Annotated in this window: 14 protein-coding genes; 3 read left to right on the top strand and 11 right to left on the bottom strand. The window is 71.5% G+C overall.

Annotated features, from left to right (window positions below; translation table 11 throughout):
• Positions 1–196 precede the first annotated feature (196 nt).
• Positions 197–2005, bottom strand: coding sequence for an ABC transporter permease/substrate binding protein (locus tag ACFY1P_RS17840; RefSeq protein ID WP_390751079.1), 1809 nt, complete (start codon positions 2003–2005; stop codon positions 197–199).
• Positions 1998–3098 carry a glycine betaine/L-proline ABC transporter ATP-binding protein gene (locus ACFY1P_RS17835; RefSeq protein ID WP_390751078.1) on the bottom strand — a complete coding sequence of 367 codons (1101 nt, stop codon included), beginning with the start codon at positions 3096–3098 and terminating at the stop codon, positions 1998–2000. Before ACFY1P_RS17835 ends, ACFY1P_RS17840 begins: the two co-directional genes overlap by 8 nt.
• Positions 3099–3343: 245 nt before the next feature.
• Between ACFY1P_RS17835 and ACFY1P_RS17830 the strand changes: the two genes are divergently transcribed.
• The 3 genes from ACFY1P_RS17830 (at position 3344) to ACFY1P_RS17820 (ending at position 5849) form a co-directional block, all read left to right on the top strand.
• Positions 3344–4258: a 5'-3' exonuclease gene (locus tag ACFY1P_RS17830; RefSeq protein ID WP_361526375.1), complete on the top strand. Its 915-nt coding sequence runs from the start codon at positions 3344–3346 to the stop codon at positions 4256–4258.
• Positions 4259–4333: 75 nt separating this feature from the next.
• The gene (locus ACFY1P_RS17825) at positions 4334–5179 is read left to right on the top strand and encodes a siderophore-interacting protein (RefSeq protein ID WP_390751077.1); all 846 of its coding nucleotides are present in this window, start codon (positions 4334–4336) and stop codon (positions 5177–5179) included.
• A gap of 34 nt (positions 5180–5213) precedes the next feature.
• Positions 5214–5849, top strand: a complete 636-nt coding sequence (locus ACFY1P_RS17820) for a hypothetical protein (protein WP_361526299.1) — start codon at positions 5214–5216, stop codon at positions 5847–5849.
• A 213-nt stretch (positions 5850–6062) separates the two neighbouring features.
• On the opposite strand, the gene ACFY1P_RS17815 is transcribed toward ACFY1P_RS17820, so the two are convergent.
• From ACFY1P_RS17815 to ACFY1P_RS17775, 9 genes are all read right to left on the bottom strand, one after another.
• Positions 6063–8879, bottom strand: coding sequence for a DEAD/DEAH box helicase (locus tag ACFY1P_RS17815; RefSeq protein ID WP_390751076.1), 2817 nt, complete (start codon positions 8877–8879; stop codon positions 6063–6065).
• Positions 8880–9027: 148 nt separating this feature from the next.
• Positions 9028–9924, bottom strand: coding sequence for a twin-arginine translocase subunit TatC (tatC, locus tag ACFY1P_RS17810; RefSeq protein WP_361533803.1), 897 nt, complete (start codon positions 9922–9924; stop codon positions 9028–9030).
• Between the two features lie 107 nt (positions 9925–10031).
• Entirely contained in the window at positions 10032–10313 is a 282-nt protein-coding gene (gene tatA, locus ACFY1P_RS17805) for a Sec-independent protein translocase subunit TatA (protein WP_361533797.1), read from the bottom strand.
• 243 nt (positions 10314–10556) lie between these two features.
• Complete coding sequence (locus ACFY1P_RS17800; protein ID WP_361533794.1) at positions 10557–10763, bottom strand: hypothetical protein; 207 nt, start codon at positions 10761–10763, stop codon at positions 10557–10559.
• Positions 10764–10832: 69 nt separating this feature from the next.
• The gene (locus ACFY1P_RS17795; RefSeq protein WP_361533791.1) at positions 10833–11087 is read right to left on the bottom strand and encodes a hypothetical protein; all 255 of its coding nucleotides are present in this window, start codon (positions 11085–11087) and stop codon (positions 10833–10835) included.
• 32 nt (positions 11088–11119) lie between these two features.
• Positions 11120–12082, bottom strand: coding sequence for a WYL domain-containing protein (locus ACFY1P_RS17790; protein WP_361533788.1), 963 nt, complete (start codon positions 12080–12082; stop codon positions 11120–11122).
• A 44-nt stretch (positions 12083–12126) separates the two neighbouring features.
• Positions 12127–13152 carry a WYL domain-containing protein gene (locus ACFY1P_RS17785; RefSeq protein WP_361533785.1) on the bottom strand — a complete coding sequence of 342 codons (1026 nt, stop codon included), beginning with the start codon at positions 13150–13152 and terminating at the stop codon, positions 12127–12129.
• Between the two features lie 141 nt (positions 13153–13293).
• On the bottom strand, positions 13294–13665 hold the full coding sequence (locus tag ACFY1P_RS17780; protein WP_361533782.1) for an FKBP-type peptidyl-prolyl cis-trans isomerase: 372 nt from the start codon (positions 13663–13665) through the stop codon (positions 13294–13296).
• 65 nt (positions 13666–13730) lie between these two features.
• The gene (locus ACFY1P_RS17775) at positions 13731–14711 is read right to left on the bottom strand and encodes an FKBP-type peptidyl-prolyl cis-trans isomerase (protein ID WP_361533779.1); all 981 of its coding nucleotides are present in this window, start codon (positions 14709–14711) and stop codon (positions 13731–13733) included.

Below are 14711 nucleotides of genomic sequence, written 5' to 3'. Positions count from 1 at the left end.
GCGCATTTTTTTTCCGCCGGTGGGGGGCACCTGGGGGGGCACCCCGGGAGGGTGTGGGGGGGTGGTTGGGGGGGGTGTTTGAGGACACCGCGCGGCGCGGGGTCGGGGGGTGGGGGGGGTGGCCCCCCGCTTCGGGAAGGGGCGGGGTGGGGAACAAAGCGCCGCAAGCGGCACCCCCCCCCCACCCAGCCCCGGACTACTTCGCCGGCACCGGCGCCAGCCTGTCCTCGAAGCCCGGGTTCGCGTCGAGCCAGCGGCGAGCGGACTCCTTCTCGTGGCCCTTGCCGCCGTCCTTGATCGCGACCTCCAGGGACGCCAGTTCCTTCTCCGACATCTTGAAGTTCTTCAGCCACTCCGCGGCCTGCGGGAAGTCCTTGCCGAAGTCCTTCTTGGCGACGGTGTGGAGCTGCTCGCCCTTGCCCCAGGCGCCCCGCGGGTCCTTGAGCTTCTTGAGGTCGTACTTCCCGTAGGCCCAGTGCGGGGTCCACAGGGTCGTGACGATCGGCTCCTTCTTCTTGACCGCGCGGTCCAGCTCGGCGAGCATCGTGGCGGTCGAGGAGGAGACGACCTTGTACTCGCCGTCCAGGCCGTAGGCCTTGAGCACCTTGTCGTTGAGGGTGCCCATCATCCCGGCGCTGGACTCGATGCCGATGATCTTCCCGCCGAACTGCGCGCCCTTGCCCTTGAGGTCGGCGAGCGAGTCGATGCCCTTGACGTAGGACGGCACGGAGAGCTCCAGCGACGTCGGCCCGTACCAGGAGCCGAGGTCGGTGAGCTGGTTCGCGTAGCGGTCCCAGTACTGCTTGTGCGTCGTGGGCAGCCAGGAGTCGAACTGCACGTCCATCTGGCCCTGGGCGAGCGCGGTGTAGAGCGGGCCGGGGTCGAGCTGCTTGACGTCCGGCTTGTAGCCCCGGTCCTCCAGGATGTTCTGCCAGAGGTACGTGGTGGCCACGGCCTCGTCCCAGGGGAAGTAGCCGAGCTTGATCTGCTTGCCGTCGCCGACGTTCTTGCCGGCGGCCACGTGGTGCTTGCCGTCGCCGCTCCCGGCGAGGTTCATGCCGCCCGCGATCAGCGCGAGGACGACGACGCCGACGGTGGCCACGGCCGTGCCGGGGCGGTAGCGCAGGAACGAGGCGCCCCGCGCCGTCGCCGCCGCCTTGGCCAGGGCCCGGCGGCCGAGCGGGGAGACCCGCTGGTTGAGCGCGCCGGTCATGCGGTCCAGATAGATGGCGAGGATGACGACGGCGAGGCCGCTCTCCACACCGCCGCCGATGTCGACCTGGGTGACCGCCGCGTAGACAGCCTCGCCGAGACCGCCCGCGCCCGCCATGCCGGAGATGACGACCATGGACAGCGCCAGCATGATCACCTGGTTGATGCCCGCCATGATCGTGGGCAGGGCGAGGGGCAGCTGGACCCGGGTGAGGGTGTCGCGCGGCGTGGTGCCGAACGCCTTGGCGGCTTCGACGAGTTCGCCGTCGACCTGGCGGATGCCGAGCTCGGTCATCCGCACGCCCGGCGGCATCGAGAAGACCACGGTCGCGATCAGGCCGGGGATGGGCCCGATGGAGAAGAACATGACGCTGGGGATCAGATAGACGAAGCCGGGCATCGTCTGCATGACGTCCAGGACCGGGCGCAGCGTGCTGCTCACGGTCCGGCTGCGTGCGGCCCAGATGCCCAGCGGCACGGCGATCACCAGAGTGATCAGGCTCGCGACGAGGACGAGGGAGAGCGTCGACATCGCGCGGTCCCACAGGCCGAAGGAGTCGACGAGCGCGAGGCCGGCGAAGGTGAGGACGGCGGGCAGGAGGCCGCGCAGCCACCAGGCGATCACGGCGAGGATGCCCGCCATGATCAGCGGGTGCGGGCCGCCGAGCACGGTGCCGACACCGTCGTAGGCCCCGGTCAGCACGGTGTTGATGGCGTCGAAGAGCCAGCTGAGGTGGGTCTGGAGCCAGCTGACGGCGGACTCGACCCAGTTGCCGAAGTGGATCCTAGGCACGGGCGGTCACCTCCGTCTTCGGCTCGGTGGCCTCGGGGGCGGCCTGCTGCGGGACGACCTTCGGCTCGTCGCCGAGGGCCGACAGGAGGCGGTCACGGGTGACCACACCGGTCAGCTCGCCGCGCTCGTCGGTGACGGCGACGGGGAGGTCGCTGTGCGAGAAGGGGGCGAACAGCTCGTGCACGGGGGTCTCGGCGGTGACCGTGGCGGGCGCGGCGGCGATGATCTCGCGCGCGCTGCCGGGGGTCGTGGACTCGGCCATGATCGACCCGGCGGTGAGCACCCGGGAGCGGTCGACGTCCTGGATGAAGGAGGCGACGTAGTCGTTGGCGGGCCGGACGAGGATGTCCTCGGCGGTGCCGTTCTGCACGATCCGGCCGTCGCGCATGACGGCGATCCGGTCGCCCAGGCGCATGGCCTCGTTGAGGTCGTGGGTGATGAAGACGATGGTCTTCTTCAGCCGCGTCTGGAGGTCCAGCAGCTGGTCCTGCATGTCACGGCGGATCAGCGGGTCGAGGGCGCTGAAGGACTCGTCCATCAGCAGCAGGTCGGCGTCGGTGGCCAGCGCGCGGGCGAGGCCCACGCGCTGCTGCATGCCGCCGGACAGCTCGTCGGGCCAGGAGGTCTCCCAGCCCTTGAGGCCCGCGAGCTCCAGGGACTCCGCGGCCCGCTCCTCGCGCTCCTTGCGGGGCACGCCCTGGACCTCCAGGCCGTACGCGGCGTTCTCCAGCACGCTGCGGTGCGGGAAGAGCGCGAAGTGCTGGAAGACCATGCTGATGCTGCGGGAACGGACCTCGCGCAGCTCGCGGGGCGAGAGCGCGGTCAGGTCCTGACCGTCGTAGAGGACACGTCCGGCGGTCGGTTCCAGCAGGCCGTTGAGCATGCGCAGCAGCGTGGACTTGCCGGATCCGGAGAGACCCATCACCACGAAGATCTGGCCGGCCTCCACCTCGAAGGAGGCGTCGATGACCGCCGCGGTGGTGCCGTCCGCGCGCAGCTCGTCGCGGCTCGCGCCGCCTTCGAGCCGCTGGACGGCCGCTTCGGGTCGTTTGCCGAACACTTTGTACAGGTGCTCGGCGTGAAGCCTGGACACATACACCTCTCGGGTCGAACTCAGGAACGTCCCGGCTGCCCCCGTGCGGGCCCGGACGTGGAGCGGTGCGGTATCGGTCCGCGTGCCCGCCGCGCCTTGCGTGGCGGCGAGGTCCGCTCCGGTGCCGCGCCTGCCCACGATCAATCCGGGCAAACGGAACAGTGATCCGGTTCACATGTCCGCCCCGGAACTGTCCGGGGAGTGTCAGTGGGATGCGGCATCATCGACCCGTGACGCGACGCCTGATGCTCCTCGACACCGCTTCCCTGTATTTCCGCGCCTATTTCGGTGTGCCGGACACCGTGCGGGCCCCGGACGGCACCCCGGTGAACGCGGTGCGCGGCCTGCTCGACTTCATCGCCCGCCTGGTCCAGGACCACCAGCCCGACGACCTGGTGGCCTGCATGGACTTCGACTGGCGGCCGCAGTGGCGGGTCGACCTGATCCCCTCCTACAAGGCGCACCGGGTCGCCGAGGAGATCGAGGGCGGGCCAGACGAGGAGGAGACCCCGGACACGCTCTCCCCGCAGGTGCCGGTGATCGAGAGCGTGCTGGACGCGGTGGGCATCGCCCGACTCGGCGCCGTGGGGTACGAGGCGGACGACGTGATCGGCACCCTCGCGGGCCGGGCGGCCGGCCCGGTGGACATCGTCACGGGCGACCGCGACCTCTATCAGCTGGTGGACGACCGGCGCGGGGTGCGGGTCCTCTATCCGCTCAAGGGCGTCGGCACCCTCCAGACCGTGGACGAGGCGCTGCTGCGGGAGAAGTACGGGGTGGACGGCGCGGGGTATGCCGATCTCGCCCTGCTGCGGGGCGACCCCAGCGACGGCCTGCCGGGCGTGCCGGGCATCGGCGAGAAGACGGCGGCGAAGCTGCTGGCCGCCCACGGCGACCTGGCCGGGATCATGGCCGCGGCCGACGACCCGGCGGCCAAGCTCACCCCGACGCAGCGCAAGCGGCTGCTGGAGGCCCGCCCGTATCTGGCGGTCGCGCCGAAGGTCGTACGGGTCGCGTCGGACGTGCCGCTGGCCCCCTTCGACGCGGCGCTGCCCACCGAGCCGCGCGACCCGATGGCGCTGGAGGCGCTCGCCGAGCAGTGGGGGCTGGGCGGTTCGCTCCAGCGGCTTCTGACGGTGCTCGCGGACCGGCCCTGCTAAGTTAGGTGTGCCTTACTTAGCAGGATGCCCGTTTTCCGGGCGTCCCCGCCAGCGCGTCGAACAGGGGAGACAGCTATGGCAGACCGTCCCGTCCGGAAGAAGCCGCAGCTCACTCGCGCGCAGGTGGTGCGCACCGAGCGGCTGACGCCGCACATGGTGCGGGTGGTCCTGGGCGGTGAGGGTCTCGCGGACTTCGGGGCCGGCGAGCACAGCGACCACTACGTCAAGCTGCTCTTCCCGGTGCCCGGCGCCGTCCACCCGGAGCCGTTCGACATGGAGGTCATCCGCCGCGACCTGCCGCGCGAGCAGTGGCCCAGCACGCGGACGTACACCGTGCGGTCCTTCGACCGCGAGCGGCGCGAGCTGGTGATCGACTTCGTCGTCCACGGTGACCAGGGCCTCGCCGGCCCCTGGGCGGCCTCCGTCCAGCCGGGTGCGGAGATCCGCTTCCTCGGCCCCGGCGGCGCCTACTCCCCCGACCCGGCCGCCGACTGGCACCTCCTGGCGGGCGACGAGAGCGCCCTGCCCGCGATCGCCGCGGCGCTGGAGCGGATCCCCGCCGGGGTGCCGGTGCACGCTTTCGTCGAGGTCGCGGACGCGGCGGAGGAGCAGCGCCTGGACCTGCCCGAGGGCGTCGAAGTCACCTGGCTGCACCGCGACGGCGCCCCGGTGGGCGAGGCGCTGGTCAAGGCGGTGTGCTCGCTGGACTTCCCGCCCGGGAACGTCCACGCCTTCGTCCACGGCGAGGCGGGCTTCGTGAAGGAGCTCCGGCGCTTCCTGCGGGTCGAGCGCGAGGTGCCGCGCGAGCGTCTGTCGATATCCGGCTACTGGCGCCGCGGCCACGACGAGGACGGCTGGCAGGCGTCGAAGCGGGAGTGGAACCAGCAGGTGGAGGCGGAGCAGGAGGCCGCCGGCGCCTAGCGGCGGGTCTTGCCGCCGTCGATATCCTCACCGCATGAAGACCCCTGCCCGCATGGCCCTCGCGAGCGCGGCCACCACCGCGCTCGTGCTCATAGCCGCCCCCGGCGCCTTCGCCGATCCTTCCTGGACGGTCACCGGCCAGCAGCCCACGCAGCGGGGGCGGGAGGCCACGTTCACCGTGACGGTGCAGGACGGGACCCTCGACGACAACAACGGCTATGTGACGCTGGAATCCCCGGCCTTCGCCAAGACGATCAAGATCAAGGCGAAGCGGTTCCGGGAGGGCAGGGACGCGCAGCGCTACGCCGTGGCCGCGGCCGTCGTCCTCTGCGACATCACACCCGGCACGTATCCGGTCGCCCTCAAGGACCACGGCGAGGGCAAGGCCGTGCGGACCGTCGACCTGACCGTGGTGCCGGAGATGGACCCCGGCAACCGTGACTTCTGCGCCGGGCCCAGGAGTTACGACGACGCCGTCGACAAGACGAGCGAGGCCGCGCTCCAGGAGGACCAGGACTCCGGCTCCTCCGGCATGAGCACGGGAACTCTCATCGCTGTGAGCGCGGGCTCGGCCCTCGCCGCGGCGGCACTGACCGCTCTGGGGACGTATGCGTTGGTGCGGCGGCGCTCGCGCTTGGCGAAGGCGGAGGAGTCGGACGGGGGTTGGTGACGCACCGTTGCCGCCTGCGGCGGGAGCGGCCTGCGGCCGCGTCCTCAAACGCCGGACGGGCTGGATATCCAGCCCGTCCGGCGTTTGAGGACAACGCGCGAAGCGTGTTGCGGGGGTCCGGGGTCTCCCCGGTTTCGGGAAGGGGCGGGGCTGGGGAACAAGCCCGCCGCAGGCGCAACGAACCCGCAGCCGGGGTCCGGGGCGCGCCCCGGTTCACCCCACCGACGAGTACGCCACCACACCCCGCAGCAACCCATCAACCGCCTTGCGCGCATTGCGTGCCACCGGACTGCCCTGTGGCGCCGCCGCGGCGATCTGGCCGAGGACGTCGATCAGCTGCTTGCACCAGCGGACGAAGTCGCCCGCCGGCATCTCGATGTCGCGGAGCACCTCGTCCAGGCCGTGCCCCTGCGCCCACCGGTACGCGGCCCAGGCGAAGCCCAGGTCCGGCTCGCGCTGGCCGACGCCCTCCGCCTGGTTGATCTTGTGTTCCTCCTCCAGGGCGTCGAGACGGCCCCAGATCCGGATCATCTCGCCGAGCGCGGCCTGCGCCGGGCCCGCGGGCAGCTTGGGCGGTGCCGCGTCGTCGGCCATGCGCGCCTCGTAGACCAGCGCCGAGGCGCACGCCGCGAGCTCCGCCGGCTTGAGGTCGTCCCATACGCCGTCGCGCAGGCACTCCGAGGCCAGCAGGTCCAGCTCGCCGTAGAGCCGCGCCAGCCGGCGGCCGTCCTCGGTGACCTCGTCGGCGCGCAGATAGCCGAGGTCGGTCAGGAGGCGGCAGATGCGGTCGAAGGTGCGGGCGATCGTGTTCGTCCGGCCCTCGATGCGCCGCTCCAGCTGGCGCGTGTCCCGCAGCAGACGGTGATAGCGCTCGGCCCAGCGGGCGTGGTCCTCGCGGTCGTCGCAGCCGTGGCACGGATGCGCGCGGATGGCCGTGCGCAGCCGGGTGATCTCGGCGTCGTCGGCGGCCGCGGCCCGCTGCTTGCGGTGCCGGTCGGGCACGATGTGCCCGGCCTTGGTGCGCAGCGCGGAGGCGAGGTCGCGCCGGGACTGCGGGCTGCGGGCGTTGAAGGACTTCGGGACGCGCATCCGCTCCAGGGCCTCCACCGGCACCGGGAAGTCGATCGGCGCCAGCCGCTTGACCTGCCGCTCCGCGGTGAGCACCAGCGGGCGGGGCCCGTCGTGCGGGTCGAAGCCGCGGTGCCGGTCGGTGCGGCCCGCAGGCAGCCCGGGGTCGAGCACGAGGGCGAGGCCGGCGTACTTCCCGGCGGGCACGTGGATGACGTCGCCCGGCTTGAGCTTCTCCAGCGCCGCGGCGGCTGCCGCCCTGCGCTGGGTGGCGCCCTGCTTGGCCAGCTCGGTCTCGCGGTCCTTGAGCTCGCGGCGCAGCCGCGCGTACTCCTCGAAGTCGCCGAGGTGGCAGGTGACGGCCTCGCGGTAGCCCGCCAGGCCCTCCTCGTTCTTCTGCACCTGCCGGGAGATGCCGACGACGGACTTGTCCGCCTGGAACTGCGCGAAGGAGGTCTCCAGGAGCTCGCGCGAGCGGTGCCTGCCGAACTGCGAGACGAGGTTGACCGCCATGTTGTACGACGGCTTGAAGCTCGACCGCAGCGGATACGTACGCGTGCCGGCCAGGCCGGCGAGCGCGCCGGGGTCCATGGCGCGCTGCCACAGGACGACCGCGTGCCCCTCGACGTCGATGCCGCGCCGCCCGGCGCGGCCGGTCAGCTGGGTGTACTCACCGGGGGTGATGTCGGCGTGCTGCTCGCCGTTCCACTTGACGAGCTTCTCCAGGACGACCGAGCGGGCCGGCATGTTGATGCCGAGCGCGAGGGTCTCGGTGGCGAAGACGGCCTTGACCAGGCCCTTGACGAAGAGCTCCTCGACCACCTCCTTGAAGGTGGGCAGCATCCCGGCGTGGTGCGCGGCGATGCCCCGCTCCAGCCCCTCCAGCCACTCGAAGTAGCCGAGGACGTGGAGGTCCTCGTCGGGGATCGAGGCGGTGCGCTCCTCGACGATCTCGCGGACCCTGGCCCGCGCCTCGGTGTCGTTGAGCCGCAGCCCTGCGTACATGCACTGCTGGACGGCGGCCTCGCAGCCGGCCCGGCTGAAGATAAAGGTGATGGCGGGCAGCAGGCCCTCGGCGTCGAGCCGCTCGATGACCTCGACGCGGCTGGGGGTCCAGATCCGGCTGCGCTGGCGGCGCTCGCGCTCGCGGTCGGCCTCGCGGAGGTTCTTGCCGCGGCGCCGGTCGCGGCCGCCGAAGGGTCGGCTGTTCTCCATCCGGGCCAGCCGCACCAGGTCGGGGTTGACCTCGCGCCTGGTGCCGGTGGCGCCTTCCTTCTCCTCGAAGAGGTCGTACATCCGCCGCCCGGCGAGCACGTGCTGCCACAGCGGCACGGGCCGGTGCTCGGAGACGATCACCTCGGTGTCGCCGCGGACGGTGTCCAGCCAGTCGCCGAACTCCTCGGCGTTGGAGACGGTGGCCGACAGGGACACCAGCGTCACCGAGTCCGGGAGGTGGATGATGACCTCCTCCCAGACGGCGCCGCGGAAGCGGTCGGAGAGATAGTGCACCTCGTCCATGACCACATAGCCGAGGCCGTTCAGCGCCTGGGAGCCGGCGTAGAGCATGTTGCGCAGCACTTCGGTGGTCATCACGAGCACCGGGGCGTCGGCGTTGACGCTGTTGTCACCGGTCAGCAGGCCGACCTTGGCGGCGCCGTAGCGCTTGACGAGATCGCTGTACTTCTGGTTCGACAGCGCCTTGATCGGCGTGGTGTAGAAGCACTTGCGGCCCTGCGTGAGGGCGAGGTGGACGGCGAACTCGCCCACGATGGTCTTGCCCGAGCCGGTGGGCGCCGCGACCAGCACGCCCTTGCCCGCTTCCAGGGCCTGGCACGCCTCTATCTGGAAGGGGTCGAGCTCGAATTCGTACATCTCGCGGAAGGGGGCGAGCGCGGTGGCCTGCTCGGCGGCGCGGGCCCGGGACAGGGCGTAGCGCTCAGCAGGGGACATGTCGTCGGTCATCTTGTGTACGAGCCTACCGGGGACCCCTGACAGCGCACCCGATCTTTATCGAGCGGGCCGGGTGCCGGTGACGCCGAGGGGCGGCCGCTGTGACAGCGGCCGCCCCTGCGGTGTGCGGTGCGTGCGGCCCGGTGGCCGCCGCGGGACGTCAGGTGACGTCGTCGTAGCCGTTGCGGCGGACCGGTTCGGCGCCGTGGCCGTCGGCCGGGCGGGCCGGCAGCGAGGGCATCGGCTCGGAGTCGCCGACGGGCTGCGGGGTCAGGTCCAGCGGTGCCGCCTCGTCGTCGTCGAGGAGGTGGTCGGGGTTGGCGCGGTCCCGGCGCTTGTCGTTGAGGATCGCGAAGCCGACGGCACCGAAGTACAGGATGCTGATCGGGACGGCGAGGACGCACATGCCGAAGGGGTCGGTGCTCGGCGTCGCGACGGCACCGAAGACGAAGGTGCCCATGACGACACCGCGCCACCACTTGAGCATGGTCCTGCCCGAGACCATGCCGACCATGTTCATCATGACCAGGATCAGCGGCAGCTCGAAGGAGAGGCCGAAGACGAGGATCATCCGGACGGTGAAGTCGAGGATGTCGTTCAGGCCGAGGGTGTTGGCCGCGGTCTCCGGGGTGACGCTGAGCAGCACCCGCATGCTGGCGGGCATGATCAGGTACGCCAGGTAGGCGCCCGCGACGAAGAGCGGGGCGGCGGTCGCCACGAAGGCGATCGTGTACTTCTTCTCGTTCTTGTGCAGTCCGGGCGCGAGGAACGCCCACAGCTGGTAGAGCCAGACCGGGGAGGAGACGGTGACGCCCGCGAGCAGGCACACCTTCACCACCGTCGTGAACGGCGCGGAGAGGCTGTTGAACGTCAGGACCGCGCAATTGCCGCCGTGGCTCTGGGCCAGATCACGGCCCGGGCACTTGGGCACGGGGCTGGACAGGAAGTCCATGATCTGCTTGTTGTAGAACGCGGCGACGATGGCGACCACGACGATGGCCAGCACGGCCTTCGCGAGGCGGTTGCGCAGTTCACGCAGGTGGTCCGCGAGCGGCATCCGCCCCTCGGGGTCCTTCTCCTTCTTGCGGGCAGACTTGGGCAACCCACGTCCCTATCTCGTGCGGCAGACGGTCGCCACGGGCGGCCGTCCCAATCGTCCCTGGATCAGTGCTGCGGCGTACGGTCGCTGGGCTCGTTCACCGGACGGGCGGTGACGTCGCCGGGCGCGGCCTTGATCGTACGGGGGGCCTGGGAGTCGGCGGGCGGGTCGGCCGGGGCGGAAGCGTTGTCCTGGCCCTCCGAGCGCATGGCCTTGGCCTCGCTCTTGAGGATCCGGGCGGACTTGCCGAGGGAGCGCGCCATGTCCGGGAGCTTCTTCGCACCGAACAGCAGGACAACGACGACGAGGATGAGGATGATCTCGGGGGCGCCGAGCCTTCCGAACATATGCGTTTACCTTCTCACCGAAGCGGCATGGGTGTGGGTACTGCCGACTGATCGGACATTTGTCCACCAGCTGTACGGCAGCGATCGTAACGCGCAGGGGTAAACGCTGGGCAATCCCCGCACGTACGCCCGGTTGCGGCCCTCCGCCTCGTCAGCAGGGCCGCCCGAAACAGCGTACCGCCAGCGTCCGGGCCACAGGAGAGTGCTGCGGCCGCCCCCTGCCACTCCCGCCGCGGCCTGCGCTCAGTCCTGGCGGAAAGCGGACGCGGCCTGGCCGGCCAGCGGGGTCGCCGCCCGTTCGAGGTCCTCGGCCGCGCGGGTGATCCGCACCGAGCTCTCGGACACCTGCCGGGCCAGGCGCCGCACCTCCACGAGGACCCGGGCGGCGAGCACGCCGAGCACGGCGATGCCGCAGAAGGCGAGGGCGATGGCGAGCATGGGCCAGAACATGGGAACGAGCCTATCGGGGTGTGCGGGACGGCCGGAAAGGGCGGGCCGGACGGCCGCCGGACCCGGGCGTCACACCGACGAGTGCAACCGCAGCGTGCGCACTCCGCCACCCGTGAGCAGCTCGATGATCCGCTCCCCGGCCGGCTTGCGGACGGCGGCGCCGCAGTCGGGGCAGGTGAAGGAGTAGAAGGTCGTCCGGTCGCTCGCGCCGATCGCCAGCCGCAGCGCCCCGGCCGCCAGCTCGAAGCGCCCCCGGCAGTCCGGGCACGCCGCCTTGAAGATCGCGGCCACGGCCCGTCCGGCGTCCAGTACGTCCCCACCCATGCGTCCCGCCCCTCTCCCCGAAACCACCGTGGTCACTCGCCGTACGCCGCGAGGGCCTCACGGGCCGCGTCGCGCGCGCTCTCCGCCAGCTCCGGCGGGGTGACGATCCGCCCGTCGCGGCCGAGCCGCAGCGCCAGCCGGCGCAGCGACGCGGGGTCGGGGGTGCGCAGCGTGATCCGCAAGCCCCCCTCGGGCAGCTCCTCGGCGCTGTCGTGCGGGTAATACTCCGCGACCCAGCGGCCGCCGGGCCCGACCTCGATGACGACCTCCGGGTCCTCGGCCGCCGGCTGGACCAGGCCCGCGGAGAGGTCCCGCAGCTCCACGGGCGGCGGGTCGGAGCGCTCGCCGAGGATCCTGATCTCGGCCACCCGGTCGAGGCGGAACGTGCGCCGCGCCTCCGACAGCCGGCACCACGCCTCCATATAGGTGTGGCCGACGGCGAACAGCCGGATCGGGTCGACCTCGCGCTCGGTGAGCTCGTCGCGGGCGGGAGAGTAGTAGCGCAGCCACACCCGGCGGCGCTCGGCGATGGCCCGGTCGACGTCGGCGAAGACGCCGCCCTCGGACTCGAAGGTGACCGACAGGCGGGAGCTGGCACCGGCCGCCTCGCCCGCCGCGGCCTCGATCTTGGCGGTGGCGCGCACCAGCGCCTGCCGGTCGCCCTCGCGCAGGCCGGGCAGGGTCGCCACGGCGCGCGCGGCGACCAGCAGCGCGGTGGCCTCGTCGGCGGCGAGCCGCAGCGGCTCGCCGGTGCTCGTGCCGGAGGCGTCCGGGTTGTGCCACCAGATGCGGTCGCCGTCGGTGTCGATGTCCAGCAGGTCACCGCCGCGGAAGCTGGTGCCGCACATCGGCAGCACGTCGAGGTCGCCGATCAGCTCGTCCTCGGTGATCCCGAAGGCGCGCGCGACGTCGGCGACCCGGGCGCCGGGGCGCTCCCGCAGGTAGGTGACCAGCGACAGCATCCGCCGGGTCTGGTCAATGGCGTTTCCGGCCATAAGAGTGGGTCCGTCCCCTTTCCTGCTTGTGTCCTGCTTCGGTCTCAGCCCTTGGCCACGGCGCGCAGCCGGTCAAGTACGTCGGCCCGCAGTTCGGCGGGTTCCAGCACGATCACGTCCGGGCCGAACTCGACCAGCCAGGCGTCCAGCCCGTGGCCGTACGGAATCTCCAGCTCGTCCCAGCCGTCGCCCAGGTCGCGGGCGGCGAGGGCGCGGGCGCGCAGCGGATAGCCGTGGCCGGCCCGCACCTTGATCCGGGCGGTGCCGGTCGCGGTCTCCCCCGCCCAGCTCTCGACCGTGCCGCGGACGGTCACGTGGTCGGGCACGGGGGCGGTGAAGGGGATGCCGCGCGAGCGCACCCGGCCGGTGATCCGGGAGAGCCGGAAGACCCGCTCGGCACCGCGGTCGCGGTCCCAGCCCGCGAGATACCAGTGGCCGCGCCAGCACTCCAGCGTCCAAGGCTCGACGTGCCGCTGCTCGGGGCGCGCGGCGTTGGCCTTGCGGTAGTCGAAGGTGACGGGGCGGCGGTCGCGGGCGGCGAGCATCAGCGGTTCGAAGGCCGCCTCGTGGACGGGGATGCGCGGTTCGAGCGCCAGGTTGCCCTCGTACGGATCCTCCGCGAGCGGCATCCCCGCGGCGCGCAGCTTCTGGAGCGCACCGCTGGCGGCACCGGCGAGGCGGGCCTGCTGCCAGACCTTGGCGGCCAGGCCCAGGGCGGCGGCCTCCTCGACGTCGAGGGTGACCGGAGGGAGGCGGTTGCTGTCGCGGCGGGCGAGGTAGCCGGTCTCGCCGTCGACGCTCTCCACGGTCTCGATGATCAGGCCGAGCTCGCGGAGGTCTTCCTTGTCGCGCTCGAACATGCGATTGAAGGCGTCATCGCCGCCGTTGCCGGTGCCGTCGCCGGCCGAGGCCGTGGTCCGCCCCGGGCCGGGGCCGGTGCCGTGTCCCGGCCCGAAGGCCTCGAGGTAGGCCTCGATCGAGGTCCGCAGCTCCCGCTTGCTGAGCGGACGACGCGTGCCCAGCAGGCACAGCGCCAGGTTCATCAGCCGCTCGGCCTTGGCAATCGCCATCGACGCCCTCTCTACTTGTGCTCTCAACCGTTGACCGTACCGCTCGGCGGTCGTACGACAAAAGCCGAGGGCCCATGCCCGCAGGCATGGGCCCTCGGCCCGCGCTCAGGCCGGTCCGGGGACCGGCTTGCGCACCGGGTCTCAGACGGAGATCAGGTCGCAGACGAAGATCAGCGTCTCGCCCGGGGCGATCTTGCCGCCGGCGCCGCGGTCGCCGTAGGCGAGGTGCGGGGGAATGATCAGCTGGCGGCGGCCGCCGACCTTCATGCCCTGGACGCCCTGGTCCCAGCCCGCGATGACCTGGCCGGCGCCCAGCTTGAACTGGAGCGGCTGGCCGTGGTTCCAGCTCGCGTCGAACTCCTCACCGGTGGAGAAGGACACGCCCACGTAGTGGACGCGGACCATGGCACCGGCCTCGGCGACCGCGCCGTCACCCTCCCAGATGTCCTTGATCTCAAGGCCGGCCGGCGGCTCGCCACCCGGGAAGTCGACCTCGGGCTTGTCGATGCTCACGAAAGTGCTCCTACGAACGAATCTTGAAAAACAACCGTGCAAGTCTGGCAGATCGGCCCGGTGGATCAGACCTTGCCCACGATATCCACGACGAAGACGAGGGTGTTCTTGTCGAGGCCGCTCTGTGCCTGGCCCTCGTAGCCCAGCTTCGGCGGGATGACCAGCTCGACGCGATCGCCGACGTGCTTGCCGACCAGGCCCTTGTCCCAGCCCTGGACGACCGAGCCGGTGCCGATCTGGAAGGCGATCGCGCCACCGTGGTCCCAGGAGGAGTCGAACTTCTTGCCGTCCTCCCACTTCACGCCCGTGTACTGCGCGATCAGACCGTCACCGGCCTTGATCTCCGGGCCGTTGCCCTTGATCAGCAGCTGCTGCTTGAGGTCGGTGGGCGCCTTCTCGTCCTTGGGGATGGTGATCTCCGCGGCCTTCTGCGACGGGGCCTTCACCTCGGGCATGCCCGAATCCGGCTTGGCCTGCTCGCCCTTGGCCTCGCTCTTCGGGTCGACCTTCTGCGTCCCGACGATGTCGATGACCCACACCAGGCCGTCCTCGGGGGCGACCCCGGCCTGCGGGTTGAGCTCCTCGCCCACCAGCGCCTTGGCGGTGCCCTCGACCTCGATCCGGGTGCCGGCCTTCTTGCCGACGACCTCGTCGAGCACCTTCGTGGGCAGCTCGCGGCCGGGCTGGCCGGTCTGCGCCACGGCCTGGCGCCGGGGGCCCTTCTCGGCGCCACCGGTCGGGGACATCCAGCTGCTGACGAGCGGCTTGTCCGACTTCATCGCCTGACCCACGTAGTCGAGGCGGACGAACGCGCCCTTCTGCACGGTGTCGCCCTTGCCCTCGACCAAGGTCTTCGTGGCGACCTTGTCACCGGCCTTGGCGTCCTTCGGCGCGGAGATGTCCGGCTTGTCCCCGAAGTTCCCCGACACCTTGACCTTGGAGTCGGACGAACCGCCGTCGTCGGACCCGCACGCCGCGGCAGTGAACAGCAGGACAGGCACGGCCAACGCCGCAGCGAGGCGACGCGTGTTCTTCGTGAGGTTCAT

It is taken from the genome of Streptomyces sp. NPDC001407 (assembly GCF_042895325.1).
Classification (GTDB): domain Bacteria; phylum Actinomycetota; class Actinomycetes; order Streptomycetales; family Streptomycetaceae; genus Streptomyces.
Note: the sequence above shows the minus strand (reverse complement) of the source record. Positions and strands in the feature narration are given on the sequence as shown.